This is a genomic window from Flavobacterium macacae, assembly GCF_003865365.1.
In the GTDB taxonomy this organism is placed as follows: domain Bacteria; phylum Bacteroidota; class Bacteroidia; order Flavobacteriales; family Flavobacteriaceae; genus Flavobacterium; species Flavobacterium macacae.
The window spans coordinates 71,428-86,765 of record NZ_RQVR01000005.1; the positions used below are offsets into that span (position 1 = coordinate 71,428).

General features: G+C 35.7%; 15 protein-coding genes. 7 read left to right on the plus strand and 8 right to left on the minus strand.

What is annotated here, in order from left to right:
* Positions 1 to 4 precede the first annotated feature (4 nt).
* From EG849_RS05930 to EG849_RS05945, 4 genes are all read right to left on the minus strand, one after another.
* Positions 5 to 1,141, minus strand: coding sequence for a sensor histidine kinase (locus EG849_RS05930; protein WP_125012159.1), 1,137 nt, complete (start codon positions 1,139 to 1,141; stop codon positions 5 to 7).
* Positions 1,141 to 2,052: a tetratricopeptide repeat protein gene (locus EG849_RS05935; RefSeq protein ID WP_125012160.1), complete on the minus strand. Its 912-nt coding sequence runs from the start codon at positions 2,050 to 2,052 to the stop codon at positions 1,141 to 1,143. The genes EG849_RS05930 and EG849_RS05935 overlap by 1 nt, the downstream gene beginning before the upstream one ends.
* Before the next feature lie 316 nt (positions 2,053 to 2,368).
* Positions 2,369 to 3,109 carry an LVIVD repeat-containing protein gene (locus EG849_RS05940; RefSeq protein WP_125012161.1) on the minus strand — a complete coding sequence of 247 codons (741 nt, stop codon included), beginning with the start codon at positions 3,107 to 3,109 and terminating at the stop codon, positions 2,369 to 2,371.
* A 14-nt stretch (positions 3,110 to 3,123) separates the two neighbouring features.
* Positions 3,124 to 3,615 carry an LVIVD repeat-containing protein gene (locus EG849_RS05945; protein WP_125012162.1) on the minus strand — a complete coding sequence of 164 codons (492 nt, stop codon included), beginning with the start codon at positions 3,613 to 3,615 and terminating at the stop codon, positions 3,124 to 3,126.
* 450 nt (positions 3,616 to 4,065) lie between these two features.
* On the opposite strand from EG849_RS05945, the gene EG849_RS05950 reads away from it, so the two are divergent.
* From EG849_RS05950 to EG849_RS05980, 7 genes are all read left to right on the plus strand, one after another.
* A complete protein-coding gene (locus tag EG849_RS05950) occupies positions 4,066 to 4,947 on the plus strand; it encodes an SDR family oxidoreductase (RefSeq protein WP_125012163.1) in 882 nt (293 codons plus the stop codon).
* Between the two features lie 182 nt (positions 4,948 to 5,129).
* Positions 5,130 to 5,897: a ParA family protein gene (locus EG849_RS05955; protein ID WP_125012164.1), complete on the plus strand. Its 768-nt coding sequence runs from the start codon at positions 5,130 to 5,132 to the stop codon at positions 5,895 to 5,897.
* 6 nt (positions 5,898 to 5,903) lie between these two features.
* Positions 5,904 to 6,803: a ParB/RepB/Spo0J family partition protein gene (locus EG849_RS05960; RefSeq protein ID WP_125012165.1), complete on the plus strand. Its 900-nt coding sequence runs from the start codon at positions 5,904 to 5,906 to the stop codon at positions 6,801 to 6,803.
* Positions 6,804 to 7,364, plus strand: coding sequence for a DUF5683 domain-containing protein (locus EG849_RS05965; protein WP_199732257.1), 561 nt, complete (start codon positions 6,804 to 6,806; stop codon positions 7,362 to 7,364). It begins immediately after the preceding gene.
* A gap of 9 nt (positions 7,365 to 7,373) precedes the next feature.
* Positions 7,374 to 8,075 (plus strand): 4-hydroxy-tetrahydrodipicolinate reductase, encoded by a 702-nt coding sequence (gene dapB / locus EG849_RS05970; protein ID WP_125012166.1) that lies wholly within the window; start codon positions 7,374 to 7,376, stop codon positions 8,073 to 8,075.
* A 45-nt stretch (positions 8,076 to 8,120) separates the two neighbouring features.
* A complete protein-coding gene (gene lepB, locus EG849_RS05975) occupies positions 8,121 to 9,695 on the plus strand; it encodes a signal peptidase I (protein ID WP_125012167.1) in 1,575 nt (524 codons plus the stop codon).
* Between the two features lie 3 nt (positions 9,696 to 9,698).
* Positions 9,699 to 10,310 carry a WbqC family protein gene (locus tag EG849_RS05980; RefSeq protein WP_125012168.1) on the plus strand — a complete coding sequence of 204 codons (612 nt, stop codon included), beginning with the start codon at positions 9,699 to 9,701 and terminating at the stop codon, positions 10,308 to 10,310.
* A 291-nt stretch (positions 10,311 to 10,601) separates the two neighbouring features.
* Here the strand turns inward: EG849_RS05980 and EG849_RS05985 are convergent, their stop codons facing one another.
* From EG849_RS05985 to mutL, 4 genes are read right to left on the minus strand one after another with little or no spacing between them, the layout of a single operon-like run.
* Positions 10,602 to 11,648, minus strand: coding sequence for an endonuclease/exonuclease/phosphatase family protein (locus EG849_RS05985; RefSeq protein WP_125012169.1), 1,047 nt, complete (start codon positions 11,646 to 11,648; stop codon positions 10,602 to 10,604).
* A 40-nt stretch (positions 11,649 to 11,688) separates the two neighbouring features.
* Positions 11,689 to 12,552: a rhomboid family intramembrane serine protease gene (locus EG849_RS05990; RefSeq protein ID WP_125012170.1), complete on the minus strand. Its 864-nt coding sequence runs from the start codon at positions 12,550 to 12,552 to the stop codon at positions 11,689 to 11,691.
* Between the two features lie 13 nt (positions 12,553 to 12,565).
* A complete protein-coding gene (locus EG849_RS05995; protein ID WP_125012171.1) occupies positions 12,566 to 13,315 on the minus strand; it encodes a rhomboid family intramembrane serine protease in 750 nt (249 codons plus the stop codon).
* Positions 13,312 to 15,213, minus strand: a complete 1,902-nt coding sequence (gene mutL, locus EG849_RS06000) for a DNA mismatch repair endonuclease MutL (protein ID WP_125012172.1) — start codon at positions 15,211 to 15,213, stop codon at positions 13,312 to 13,314. The genes EG849_RS05995 and mutL overlap by 4 nt, the downstream gene beginning before the upstream one ends.
* Positions 15,214 to 15,338: the final 125 nt, after the last annotated feature.

Genomic DNA, 15,338 nt, shown 5'->3' on the forward strand with positions numbered 1-15,338 from the left:
TTTACTAAAATTCTAGTTCAGGTAATTCAATTAAAAAAGTGGTTCCTTTACCATCTTCACTTTCTACTTTGATTTCCCCATTGTTTTGTTCTATCATATCTTTACAAAGCACAAGACTTATATGATGCCCTTTCTCTCCACTTGTACTTGTCGTAATAGTATGTTCTAAATCAAAAAGTTTTTCAATGTTTTCTTTACTTATTCCTGGGCCGTTAGCCCTAATTGATAAAAACATTTTTCCTTTAGAATTATGAGCTTCAACCGTAATTGCATCACCTGTATCGCAAAATTTCATAGCGTTAGAAATCAAATTATTAACAACCACATTAATCATATTTACATCAGCAAAAGCCTTGGTATTGGGTTCAATATTTATTTCAAGCTTTATTCCTTTCAACCGAATTGCTGTTTCAATTAATCTAGCATTTTCATCCACTAAATTACTTATATCAAATTCCGACCTACTCATAACGATTCCGTCTAACTGGCTTTTAGACCAATGGAGCAAATTATCGAGAAATGCGGACGTTGAATAAATTGTTTCTTCAAATTTAGTCAACAAATTATTCAATTCATCATTATTCAGATGTCCTTGTCTGTGAAGTCCAAAAAGCATTTTTAATGTAGCAATCGGACTTCTTAATTCATGCGAAACGATAGAGAAAAACTTATTTTTCACTTTATTAACCTGTTCTAATTCTTTATTTTGTGCGGTCGTTATTTCCATTTGCGCTACAACTTCTTCGTTTAGGGATTCGAGCTCCTTGTTAATTTCTACAATTTCATCTCTTTGTTTTTTTAATAAAAGATTTGTAGCTTTCTTTTCTAGGTTTCTTTTATAAAAAAGTACTAGCAAAATAACTACGAATACTAGAATAATTACTGTTGTTAAAATCGTTTTTTCATGATTTATATTTTCTGTCTGAATGATTTTATTGCTTTTAGTCAGCCGTTCATTTTCAGAATTCACCCTTTTAAATTCAGTAACAACAACATCCTTGAGCTTATTCTCTAATTTTATACTATCTCTTAAAGCATGGTAATCCCTTTGATATTTAAACGCTTTTTTATAATTGCCTTGTTCTTCTTCAATCTGCATTAATACCCAAACCACATTAGATTGCACAAACATCGATTTCATTATGATACTGTTATGATAAGCTCTTGTTGCGTATTTTTTGGCTTCTTTATAGTTTTTTTTAAGCCAATATAAGCTCTTGAAAAAGATACCAAAACCGCCGTTTCATTAAAAGTATTCTTTAATTCGATATTCAGTTTTAAAGCCATTTCTAGTTTTGGTAGTGCCTCCTTATATTTTCCTTCAATAATATCAATTCTAGCAAGCCCCCAAGTAGCAAGGGCAATTCCACTTAAATTTCCGATTTTTTTTCTAATCTTTAAGCTTTCTTCAAAATACTTTTTTGCATTTTCAATTTCTTTAAGCTCAACAGAAACCGTGGCCATAGAATATAATGAGGCTGCAATTCCTGATTCAAATCCGGTTTTATTATAACTTTTATTTGCCAATTGAAAATAGGTAAGAGCCATTTTATATTCGCGAAGTTCATGATAAATCCCACCAATATTAATATAACACTGATTAATTCCTTTTGTATAATTTATTTTATTACATAAAGCCAATGCTTCTTTATACTTTTCAATTGCCTGCTCTACTTGGTCTATTTTTTCATAAACATAACCCATGTTTATCATTGAGCGTGCCATACCTCTTTTGTAACCTATATCTTCAGCCGATTTATGAGCTCTCGAAAAATAATAAAAGGCACTATCCATCATACTACGAATAGCATGACTTCCGCCCATATCAATGTAGGCCTCTACAACTAAGCTGTCAACTTTTAATCGTTTAGCAATTGCCTTATACTTAACGGCATAATAATATTTTTTTTCTTGATCAACAGAAGCATACACTGCAGCAAGTTCGCGGTATATTCGTAATTTGGTTGTATCTTGTAGTTGCGGTTTGATTTCCTTTAAAAGAGAATCAACTTTTAATGTTTGACCAAAAAATGGAACGTATGAAAAGTACAAAATAGCACTATAAAGCACGTTCTTTTGCTTCCTATTTAGGGATACATAAGGCGTTTTTAAAATTTTGAATTAAAATATTAAGTGGAAACTTAAAAAGCCCTAAAGGTACTAAACTTTTAACAAGAGCTATAGCCTTCTTGTATGTTAAAACTGATAAATAAAATAGAAACAAAAAATCTGGCAAACAACATTATTGATTGCCAGATTCTAATAGAAAAGATAAAATAGCGGTACGAATACCTCCTGATTATTGCTTAAGGAATGATTGCTACTCAGATTATCAATCTCCTTTTTTTATAAGCGTGTTGCTTTTGAATTAAAAACTAATTTGGCTTTGCAAATCGATATCTTGAATATTGGTCGGATTTAAACTGTATCGGCTTAAATTAGAGTCGCCAATGGTATAAAGATCGTTTCCTTTGATTATGACATCGAAAGAAGTTACGTTTAAACTTTTTGCCAAAACTGGATTTTCCGGATTTGTAATATCAAAGATTTTTATAACGTCATCACATACAAATAAATAATTCCCATAAAGACCAATACCTTTTGGTGCTACCAAATTTCGAGTATGAATCAGTATTGGATAATTGGGATTTGATGTATCATAAACGTTAAGAACATTCAGATTATTACCACAATTAGTGTTTGAATGCAAGGTTACAAAAGAATGAGTTCCGTTAGAAACAACCGGATCACAAGCCGTAAAATGCTCTACTTGCGATAACAAAACGGGATTTTCTGGATTTTGAATTGAATAAATAAACATTCCTGTTCTTGAACCTACGAAAAGAAATTCGCCGTTTGAAAATAGCGTTTCGATATTCCAACCAATTGTAACATCATTGACTTTTACAGGCATTGTTTCGTTCAAAAGTGAAAAAACATTCAGGCTCTCATTGTCAACCGTATAAAGATAATTACCGCTTAATGCAAAAATAGCAAGCGATCCGCCTGTTCCGTCAGCATTTCCGTTTTGAGAAGAACTGTCTGAATCACTGGAACATGCAAAAACTGTAAAAGCAACAAAAACAAAAAGTAATTTTATATTTTTCATGATTTATTTTTAGCTTAGTTTGTAAAATCTACAATAATTTGGTTTTCGTTGACATTGAAATATTCACCATTTGGAGCAACCATTTGAGGAAAAATATTTCGGTTTCTATTGGTAACCGTTAATGAATTATCCGAAATATTATATTGCAAAGTCACCAAATCAACCGCTTGATTGATGTAAATGGTATTGTTTCTAACAGCTAAGTCAGTGGCTCCTGGAATTTGAATAAAACCAACTGGCGTTGGGCTCGAAGGATTTGAATAATTAAAAACGTGAAAGCCTTTTCTAAATTCATTAATGAAAAGAAGATTTTCTTTGATATAAATTTTTCCGGATACGCTTATGCTTTGAACAGGTTGTACTGCTACAGAATTTTCAAAGTCGACACGTTGCATTACCACTGGATCATACATATTCGCCTGATTAAAATCATCATCAACTCCGGGATAAATACAACTCACAAGGAAAACGGAGGGAAACAACCAAAGCAATCTAATGTTTTTCATAATGTTACGTTTTTTTTAGATAACAAATAAACAAAAAGGTTGCGTAGTTTTTTTCTTAAAATTGAATTTATTTCATCTGATTTTTACCGAGTTACAAATTTTAATTCTTGTTTATATTTTGAAGCGCTTCTCTAACATTAAAGCCTAGAAATCCGCCTTGTTGATTAATTTTATTTAGAAACTTTAGTGAAAATCAAAAATTTACAAAAAAAATGACACCAAAAAATCTTATCAGACCAAGTTAGTTTTGGTGTAAAATTTAAAGATCGAATTTTGGCTAAAACTATTGCTACAAAATAATTCAGAACCTCAATACAACTAATATAAATGACCGCTTTTAAAGGTGTTTTTTAATGCGCTTTTTTAAAAGATTATTTTCGTAAAAAACATTTTAGAACGTTTGAAATGTGTATTTTAGTAAAAACAAAATAGCAATCAAAACAAACCAAAATGGATTTTAAAAAGAAAATGCTTCGCGATTACGCTCTAGAAGGAAAAGTAATTGTGGTGACAGGCGGCGGAAGCGGTCTTGGAAAAGCAATGACCAAATATTTTTTAGAACTTGGCGCAAAAGTAGCCATCACGTCTCGCGATATGATAAAACTGAAAGATACTGCCGAAGAACTTGAAAAAGAAACGGGCGGTGAATGTCTTCCAGTCTCGTGTGATGTCCGCCATTATGAACAAGTGGAAACGATGCTTGACGAAGTTTTAAAAAAATTCGGAAAAGTAGATGTTTTATTAAACAATGCGGCAGGAAATTTTATTTCTCCCACCGAAAGATTGTCAGCAAATGCTTTTGATACCATTATTGATATTGTTTTAAAGGGTTCCAAAAACTGCACATTGGCTTTTGGAAAACATTGGATTGACACCAAACAAGAAGCTGCAACCATTTTAAATATCGTTACCACGTATGCGTGGACAGGATCAGCCTATGTAGTTCCTTCAGCTACTGCAAAAGCAGGCGTTTTGGCAATGACAAGAAGCCTTGCCGTAGAATGGGCAAAATATGGAATTCGTTCCAATGCCATTGCTCCTGGGCCGTTTCCAACAAAAGGTGCTTGGGACCGATTATTGCCCGGGGATTTAGCCGAAAAATTTGATATGGCAAAAAAAGTGCCTTTGAAAAGAGTCGGCGACCATCAAGAATTGGCCAATTTGGCAGCTTATTTAGTTTCTGATTTTTCAGCGTATGTCAATGGTGAAGTCATTACAATTGATGGAGGCGAATGGTTAAAAGGCGCTGGACAATTCAATTTATTAGAAGCAATTCCTGAAGAAATGTGGGATCAATTAGAAGCGATGATTAAAGCAAAAAAGAGCCAATAATGAAATAAATCTTATTTTTTCTTCTCAAAAAAACCGCATCACAATTTGACAAGAGCACTTATAAAGCCGGAAGATAGTGTCCGGCTTTTTTGTCTCCCATTCGATTTGGCATTTGTTAACAAAATAGATTTTCAAAACCCATAAATAATTGTATTTTTACGGTTCAAAATTTTAGAAATTAAATGGGCAAAATCATTGCTATTGCAAATCAAAAAGGCGGCGTTGGAAAAACAACTACGTCCGTAAATCTCGCCGCTTCATTAGGAGTTTTAGAGAAAAAAGTTTTATTAATTGATGCTGATCCTCAGGCAAATGCAAGTTCTGGATTGGGCATCGATGTTGAAGCAGTAGAGATTGGTACCTATCAAATTTTAGAACACAGCAATACGCCTAAAGAGGCTATAATTTCATGTTCTGCTCCAAATGTTTCGGTGATTCCAGCTCATATTGATTTGGTTGCTATCGAAATTGAATTGGTTGACAAAGAAAATCGGGAGTATATGCTAAAAAAGGCATTAGAAAGCGTGAAAGAGGAATATGACTATATCTTGATTGACTGTGCGCCATCATTGGGCCTTTTGACCTTAAATGCATTAACAGCCGCTGATTCCGTTATTATTCCCATTCAATGTGAATATTTTGCATTAGAAGGTTTAGGTAAATTATTGAATACTATTAAAAGTGTTCAAAAAATCCACAATCCAGATTTAGATATCGAAGGATTACTTCTGACCATGTATGATTCTCGTCTTCGCCTTTCAAATCAAGTAGTTGAAGAGGTTCAAAAACATTTCAACGATATGGTTTTTGACACCATTATCCAAAGAAATGTGAAGCTGAGTGAAGCGCCAAGTTTTGGCGAAAGCATCATTAATTATGACGCAACCAGCAAAGGTGCAACCAATTATCTTCATTTGGCAGAAGAAATAATTAAAAAAAATTCGAAATAGATTTTTATGACAAAGGCGATTAAGAAACAAGCATTAGGAAGAGGTTTATCTGCGCTATTAAAAGATCCTGAAAACGATATTAAATCGGTTGAGGATAAAAATGCAGATAAAGTTGTTGGGAATATTATTGAGCTTGAACTCGATGCTATTGAGATAAATCCGTTTCAGCCAAGAACCAATTTTAATGAAGATTCTCTTCAAGAATTGGCTACTTCGATTAAGGAATTAGGCGTTATTCAACCGATTACGGTTAGGAAATTAGATTTTAATAAATTCCAATTAATTTCTGGAGAACGACGACTTCGAGCTTCAAAATTAGCGGGATTGACTTCGGTTCCCGCTTATATCAGAATTGCAAATGACAATGAGTCGCTGGTTATGGCTTTGGTTGAAAATATCCAAAGACACGATTTAGACCCAATAGAGATTGCTCTTTCTTATCAAAGATTAATTGACGAAATTCAATTGACGCAAGAGCAAATGAGCGATCGCGTTGGTAAAAAACGTTCTACAATTGCCAATTACCTGCGTCTATTAAAATTAGATCCAATCATCCAGACAGGTATTCGCGATGGTTTTATTTCCATGGGCCACGGTCGTGCGATAATCAATATTGAAGATCAAGATGCACAAGCTGATATTTACCAAAAAATTGTAAGCCAAAATCTTTCGGTAAGAGAAACAGAAACTTTGGTTAAAAACTATCAAGAAAGCTTGAAACCTGCACCGGCAAAACCGGCAAAAGGAAATTCATTTGCCATTGACGAATCTGAAAAGAAAGCAATTGGCTCTTATTTTGGAACAAAAGTGGATGTAAAAATGGCTGGAAATGGAAAAGGAAAAATTACAATTCCGTTTCATTCTGAAGAGGATTTCAACCGAATTATCAAATTAATCAAAGGTTAAGTGAATAAAATATTTGCAATAGTTTTCTTTCTTCTTTTTTCTGCATTTACGCCGGTATTTGCTCAGGAAGAAACAACTCTTATCGTTCAGGATACCATCAGATCAGAAGATATAAATCCGCTGACGCCTGCAAAAGCGGCTTTTTATTCGGCTATTCTTCCGGGTTTAGGCCAAGCTTATAATAAAAGTTATTGGAAAATTCCTATCGTTTATGGAGCTATTGGAACTGGAGTAGGAATTTATGCTTGGAACAATAAAAACTATCATAATGTGCGGGATGAATATAAAAGACGTTTGGCCGGTACAAATGTAGACGGAAGCAAATATTCTTTTCTAAGTGATGCGCAGTTAATTTCCGCTCAAAGAAATTACCAAAAACAACGAGATCTTTCATTAATTATTACCGTTGGACTTTATATTTTAAATATTGTAGAAGCTAATGTTGATGCGCATTTAAAGCAATTTAATGTGAATGACAATCTTACTTTAAAACCAGACATTTATCAAAATGATCTGAACAACAAACAAAATCTAGGACTTACTTTAAGTTACAAATTTTAAATTCCTACCATGAAAATAGCACTTTTAGGATATGGCAAAATGGGCAAGGTGATTGAACGCATCGCTTTAGAACGAGGCCACGAAATCGTTTTGAAAAAATCAGGAAATGATTCTTTCGAGGGTTTAGAAAATGCTGCTGTTGCCATAGATTTCAGTATTCCTGATGCTGCAGTTGCTAATATTTCTACTTGTTTTGATTTTAATATACCCGTTATCTCTGGCACAACCGGTTGGCTTGAAAATTATGACCAGATGGTTTCGCTTTGCCATGAAAAACAAGGCGCTTTCATTTATGGCTCTAATTTTAGCCTTGGCGTAAATATTTTCTTTGAATTGAACGAGCACTTGGCAAAAATCATGTCTAAATTCAATCAATATAAAGTGGAAATGGAAGAAATCCACCACACTCAAAAATTAGATGCTCCAAGCGGCACTGCAATTTCTCTTGCCAAAGGAGTTATTGACCATTCCGATTATTCAAGCTGGGCTTTAGAAAATGCAAAAACGGACGAAATTTTGATTGATGCCAAAAGAATTGAAAATGTTCCGGGAACGCACAGCGTTTTCTACAATTCAGAAGTAGATACAATTGAGATCAAACATACCGCACACAATCGCGAAGGTTTTGCACTGGGTGCCATAATTGCCGCGGAATGGATTGTAGGTAAAAAAGGAGTTTTCACAATGAAAGACGTGCTGGATTTAAAGTAACAAATTTCAAATTACATAGACATATACAAATAAAAACATACGAGAATGACACTTACACAATGGTTTATATTTTTCCTAATTATGCAAGTGGTGCATTTTGCCGGAACTTGGAAATTATATAAAAAAGCAGGAAGACAAGCTTGGGAAGCCGCAATTCCGATTTACAACGCAATCATTTTGATGAAAATCATCAACCGCCCAAAATGGTGGGTGATCTTACTTTTTGTACCGATTGTAAACTTGATTATGTTTCCTGTCGTTTGGGTGGAAACGCTGCGCAGTTTTGGAAAAAATTCCACTTTAGATACGGCGTTGGGAGTTCTCACTTTAGGACTTTATATCTATTATGTAAATTATACGCAAGACGTGACTTATGTTGAAAATAGGAGCTTGCATCCAAAAGACAAAACGGCCGACACCATCAGTTCGTTACTTTTTGCCATTGTTGTGGCTACTTTAGTCCACACTTACGTAATGCAACCCTTTACAATCCCAACAGGTTCGTTAGAAAAAACCCTTTTGGTAGGCGATTTTTTATTCGTAAGCAAGAACCATTATGGTGCCAGAACTCCGATGACCACTGTTGCGGCGCCAATGGTTCACGACACGATTCCAGTGCTGAACGTCAAATCATATTTAAATAAACCCCAACTTCCCTATTTCAGGTTTCCGGCTTTTGAGCAAGTAGAGAAAAATGATATTGTGGTGTTTAACTGGCCGGTTGATACGGTTCAAGATTTTAAGGGAACTTATGCCACAGGCATTAGAAAGCCGATTGATAAAAAAACCAATTATGTAAAACGTTGCGTGGGAACGCCTGGCGACAGCTTATCTTTTGTTGACGGAGTAGCGTTTATCAATGGTCAAGAATTAAAACTTTCTGACCGGGCAAAAGTGCAATATTCATATAAAGTTGCAACTGTGGGCGGCAGCATGTTAGACCCTACTTATTTAACAAGAGATTTAAAAATCTATCCTACCGACATTGGCTTTAACCAAGCTGACAATACGTATTTCTTCATATCATTGACTGCTGAAAATGCTGAAAAATTAAAGAATAACCCAACGGTAGAGAGCGTTACCAAATTGATTTCTAAAAAAGGTGAAAATCCAGATAACAGAATTTTTCCCTACACAAAAAACTGGAATCAAGACAATTTAGGTCCGATTTACATTCCTCAAGCCGGAAAAACAGTAAAATTAGACAAACAAACGCTTCCTTTTTACAGAATGATTATTCATGAATACGAAGGAAACGACTTAAAAGTGAACGGCGACGAAATCAGGATTAATAATCAGATCGTAAATTCATACACCTTCAAACAAGATTATTATTACATGGTTGGAGACAACCGACACAACTCATTAGACAGCCGTTATTGGGGATTTGTACCTGCAGATCACGTTGTTGGGAAACCGGTTTTCATTTGGATGAGCATCGATCCGTCCATTCCTTGGTCAAAAGCGTTTGACAAAATACGTTGGGAACGTTTGTTTACCACCGTTGGTGGCAATGGCGAACCTGTTTCTTATTTTTTGATTTTTGTAATTCTTTTGGGCGGTTACTTCGTTGCTGACTTTGTGATTAAGAGAAAGAAAAGAAAAGCTTCAAAATATTAAGAGATGAATGTGCTTTTGCTTCCCACATATTTTCCGTCGATAAGCCAATTTGCTGCGATGGTCCAAGCCGATTCGATTACTCTGGAAATGGAAGACAATTTCCAAAAACAGACGAATCGAAACCGAATGTATATTTACAGCCCGAATGGCATTCAAATGCTGAATATTCCAGTAAAACATTCAAAAGAGAACCACCAGAAGACAAAAGATGTCAAGATCGAAGATGCTTTTGACTGGCAGAAACAGCATTTTAAATCATTAGAAGCGGCGTATCGAACTTCGCCTTTCTTTGAGTATTTTGAAGACGACCTGGCTCCTATTTTTCAAAAGAAACATACTTTTTTGATGGATTTAAATCTGGAAGCTTTAGACATCGTTGCAAATTGTCTTGGATTTGATTTAAAGTATGCAAAAACTGAAGAGTATTTCCACGAAACAACTGATTTCAGCGATTTCAGGCACTTGGCAAACGGAAAAAAAGACACCTTGCAATTTGAGCCTTACACCCAAGTTTTTGAAGAGAAACACGGCTATTTGAATAACTTGAGCATCTTAGATTTGCTGTTCAACGAAGGAAGATATGCTGTGGAATATTTGAAAAAGCAAGCATTGTAATTCAAAACAGCATCAAATTAAAACGGAAATTGTTCCGTTTTTTTTTGAAATTAAAGATTATGGCCGAAGCCAGATTTTGAAATTCTCCTGGATGCCTAGATTGTTTGGAATTGGCTTTTCCGCACTATGTTTATCGACAATCTTGGTCCAAAAGAAAACAAAAAAAATATGGTTTTTCAGCTAGCCCCGATGTTAGGGAAAATCCTTTTTTTCTTTTTCAGAAAAAAAGATTTGGAAAGACAGCGGGAACTGCGATTACTGATAAATCACTGACCTTTCGCTTCAAATAAATTATTTGACCATTGAAAGGCGCGCCATTATTGGAAAATGATCAGAATTAATAAAGTCTGGATAATTCTCGAAACTTTTGACTTCCATCTTTTTATCCGCAAAAATATAGTCGATCCGTGCGGGATAATAATTAAAATTATACGACTTCCCGAAACCGCTGCCGGCTTCTTCAAAAGTGTCGTTCAGGTCGCCACGAATGCTTCTATACACGAAAGAAAACGCGCTGTTGTTCATATCGCCACAAATAATTTCAGGCAATTTGCTGTCTTTTTTGTGATTCATCAAAATCTCTGCCTGCTCTTGCTGTGCTTTGAAAGCACGGCTCATGCTTTTGATAATCTTTTTTGATTTCTGCTCGTTGATTCCGTTGATATCTTCGTTGATTTCGTGTACATCAGGCGTGATTTTAATAGATTGCAAGTGCATATTATACACGCGGATCGTATCTTTTCCACGCTTGATATCGGCGTAAATCGCGTTGTTATTTGAATTCGGAAAAACAATATCGCCTTTATTTATAATCGGAAATTTAGAAAAAATAGCCTGACCCGTTTTGGTCTTGTCGCCTTTCATCAAGATAAATTTGTGCTTGTAGGCGCGGAGGTTTATTTTGCCTTCAGAATATTCTTGAATGCAAAGAATATCAGGATTCTTGTCGTTAATAAACTCGGAAATTAATTCGGCAACATCGTCTCTTTCAATCCATTTGTAGAGATTTAAAAGGCGGACATTATAACTCATTACCGTAAAATCATTTTCTGATTTTGGCAAGTCAGTGCTTGAAAATTTATAAAATTTGTTTATAAAGGTAATTCCCATTAGTAAAACCAATGATGAAAGCAAAATTTGGCGCTTCATCTGGATTCCCCAATAAATGAAGAAAAGCAGGTTAAAAATCAACATTAACGGCAATATCATTGTCAAAACCGATAAAAACGGAAATAATTTTGGCGCCAAAAAAGGTAAAATATAAGCAAGGAAAGTCAGCACAGTCAAGACTATGTTGAGCACAAACATTACTTTATTAAACCAAGAAAGGTCTTTCATTTAAATGGATTGGTAAAGATTAAACGGACTGAAACGTGACTTATTTTCCAGCTCTGAAAAGAAATTCCTTCTCTTCTTTGGTAAGGCTGTCATACCCTGATTGGCTGATTTTGTCCAAAATTTCGTCAATCTGCTGCTGTGTTTTATTTTTAACTACAATTTTACCAGCTGATTTTTGCTGTGGCTGTATTGGATTCTTATGCACTTTTTTAAAGGGAGTTCCTTTTTTTGGCTTCAAAATAGCAGTAAAGAAATTGATGGTATTGGTTACAGCCAAACTTAAATCGGTTCCGTTTTTCAATAATTTTATAAATAAAAATCCAAAGAAAGCACCGCCCAAATGCGCGATGTGGCCACCCATATTGTTTGCGGGCAATTGAATCAAATCTAAAAGTAAAAAAACCGCAGCGATGTGCCATAATTTCACGTTTCCGATCAGCAAAAGCCGTAATTGGTATAATGGCGCGTACGTGGCTGCAGCAACCAAAACAGCCATTATTGCACCCGAAGCTCCGATTAAGACGCCTGCATTTCCGAAGAAGAAATACGTCAGGACAAAAATGAGCCCTGAGAAAATTGCGGCTAAAAGATACAATCCCAAGAACTGTTTCTGCGTAAAAAAAGTTAAAAACAATCGTGCCGAAAAGTTTAAGATCAAAAGATTAAATAGCAAATGCATCAATCCTCCGTGAAAAAAGGCGTAACTCAAAAGCGTCCAAGGCTTGAAAATTAATTCAGACGGCGAAGAGGAAAGCAACAGCCAATAATTGATTTCGGCGATTGCTGTTTTAGAAAAAGCTTCAATCAGAAAATAAATTACGGCAAGCCCGATATTCCAGAAAATCAGCTGCATTGCGATGCCTCCTGATTTATATTGCAATTTTAAGTCGTCAACAATTCCCATAAATAAAAAATATTTAGTTCCAGCGCCTGTCGTTAAATTGATTTTTTTTCCAATACCACATCATTGCAAAACCGATAATGGCGCCACCGATGTGGGCGAAATGGGCAATACCGCTTCCGCCTCCAAAAATAGATTTTCCAGTAACTCCCAAAAATAAATCCACAGCTAAAATTCCAGGAACAAAATATTTCGCTTTAATGGGAACCGGAATAAACATCATCATCAATTCAGCATTTGGAAACATAAAGGCAAATGCAACCAAAAGACCATAAACGGCTCCAGAAGCTCCAACTGCAGGAGTAATAAAAGCGCTCATTATTCCTTGTAAATCAGATTTTTCAATTAATTGCGTATTGTAACTAACCGTGCCTGAATTTAGAAAAGCATAAATCTCAGACTTACTCAAACCGCCATTTATCAAGATATCATAGTAGTGATTGAATTCTAAATAATTAACGCCGCTATGCAAAGCTGCAGCCCCCAAGCCACAAGAAATATAAAAGAAAAGAAACTTTTTACCACCCCAAATATATTCCAAATTGCTTCCGAAAGAATACAGAGCAAACATATTAAAAGCGATGTGCATGATCCCGCCGTGCATAAACATGTGCGTAATAGGCTGCCAAAATTCAAATTTCGGATTTTCGAAAAAATAAAGCGAAAGATAATCGTATGCAGCACCATTGGCTACAATCTGCGACCCAATAAAAAAGATTACGTTTATAATCAATAATTGTTTGACTACGGGCGTGATGTTAATCATACTGCGAATTTTTTATCTAAATCTTCAACACGCATTGTGATGAAGGTTGGTTTATGAAAAGGCGAAACATTGGGTTCTTTGCAAGCAAAAAGTCCGTTGACAAGATTTTCTTGTTCCTTTTCAGTCAAATACGTTCCAGTTTTCACGGCAAGGCTTTTGGCCATTGACTTTGCAATCGAATCATTTTGGCTAAAACTGCTCTCCGGAATCCCGTCTTGCAAATCACTCAATAACTGTTCCAACAGAATTGAAACCTCGCTTTCTGTCACATTGACGGGCAATCCCGAAATCACGACGCTGTCATCGTTAATTTCTTCAAAAACAAAGCCCGTGTTTATCAACGAAAGCTGCAATTCAGTGATCAAATTAATTTCAGTTGAAGAAAAATAAAGATTCAACGGAAAAAGCAGTTGCTGGCTTGATGCCTGATGCACCGTCATGTTAGTCAAAAATTGTTCATACAGAACACGCTGGTGCGCTCTTTGCTGGTCAATAATCACCATTCCTGATTTTATCGGACTTACGATGTATTTTTTATGAATTTGATACGTTCTGTGGACTACCTCTTCAATTTCTTTGTCATTAAAAAGTGAACCTGTCACTTCTTCCGATTCAAATTCAATATCTTCAATTTGAGTAATCGTTTCTGTATCTTGTTTTAAACCGACATACAAACTTTCCCAACTGGAAGGTTCTTGTTTTTTATACGAAGAAAAAGAGTTTCCTGAATTTCCCGAACTGCTGTAACTGCTTCCGCCAGAATATGATTTTGCTAAACTTGGCTCTGGATTTCCAAACGGATTAAAATTGGCATCTACCTGAATAATTGGCATTGACGCCTCTTTTCCTTCATAACCATACGGCGTATCCAAATTAGAATCTCTGTCGAAATCTAAAACGGGCGCCACATTAAACTGTCCCAAACTATGTTTAACTGACGAACGCAAAATTGCATAAAGCGCGTGCTCGTCATCAAATTTAATTTCTGTTTTTGTAGGATGAATGTTGATATCGATCGTGTTTGGTGGCACATTCAAGTAAATAAAATAACTGGGCTGCGAACCGTCTTTCAGCAAACCTTCATATGCGGCCATAATCGCGTGGTGCAGATAACCGCTCTTGATAAATCGGTCATTCACGAAGAAAAATTGCTCACCGCGATTTTTCTTGGCAAATTCTGGTTTGCTTACAAATCCCTGAATCCCAACAATTTCAGTGCTTTCTTGAATCGGGACTAATTTTTCATTGGTTTTGCCCGAAAAAATATTCACGATACGCTGCCTAAAATTCGATTGAGGCAAATTAAACATTTCGCTTCCGTTGTGATACATCGTGAAGTGGATGTTTGGATGCGCCAAGGCAACCCTTTGAAATTCATCTAAAATATGGCGGTGTTCCACAGTATCTGACTTCAAGAAATTTCGGCGCGCCGGAATATTAAAAAACAAATTCTTGACCGAAAATGAAGTTCCTTTTGGCAAGACCGCCACGTCCTGCGCAATAAACTTACTTCCTTCAATAACCAACTGCGTTCCCAATTCTTCTTGATCTTGGCGCGTTTTCATTTCCACGTGGGCAATTGCGGCAATAGACGCCAAAGCTTCACCACGGAAACCTTTTGTACTCAACGAGAACAAATCTTCAGCCAGTCGAATCTTGGATGTCGCGTGACGCTCAAAACACAAACGAGAATCGGTAACGCTCATTCCTTTTCCGTTGTCAATGACTTGAACAAGGGATTTCCCGGCATCTTTAATAATTAACTTTATATCTGTGGCTCCCGCATCTACCGCGTTTTCAAGAAGTTCCTTGACAACAGAAGCTGGTCTTTGAACCACTTCTCCTGCAGCAATTTGGTTCGCAACGTGATCAGGAAGTAATTGGATAATACTCGACATTCTATGAATTTGATTAGCTTCGTTCCGCCTGAAAAAAGCTTCGGGAACGACTTTCAAAGTTACATAATTAATGTAACAATTGAAAAATTAGAAATTGCGAAAACAAGAAAGTTTTACACATAAAA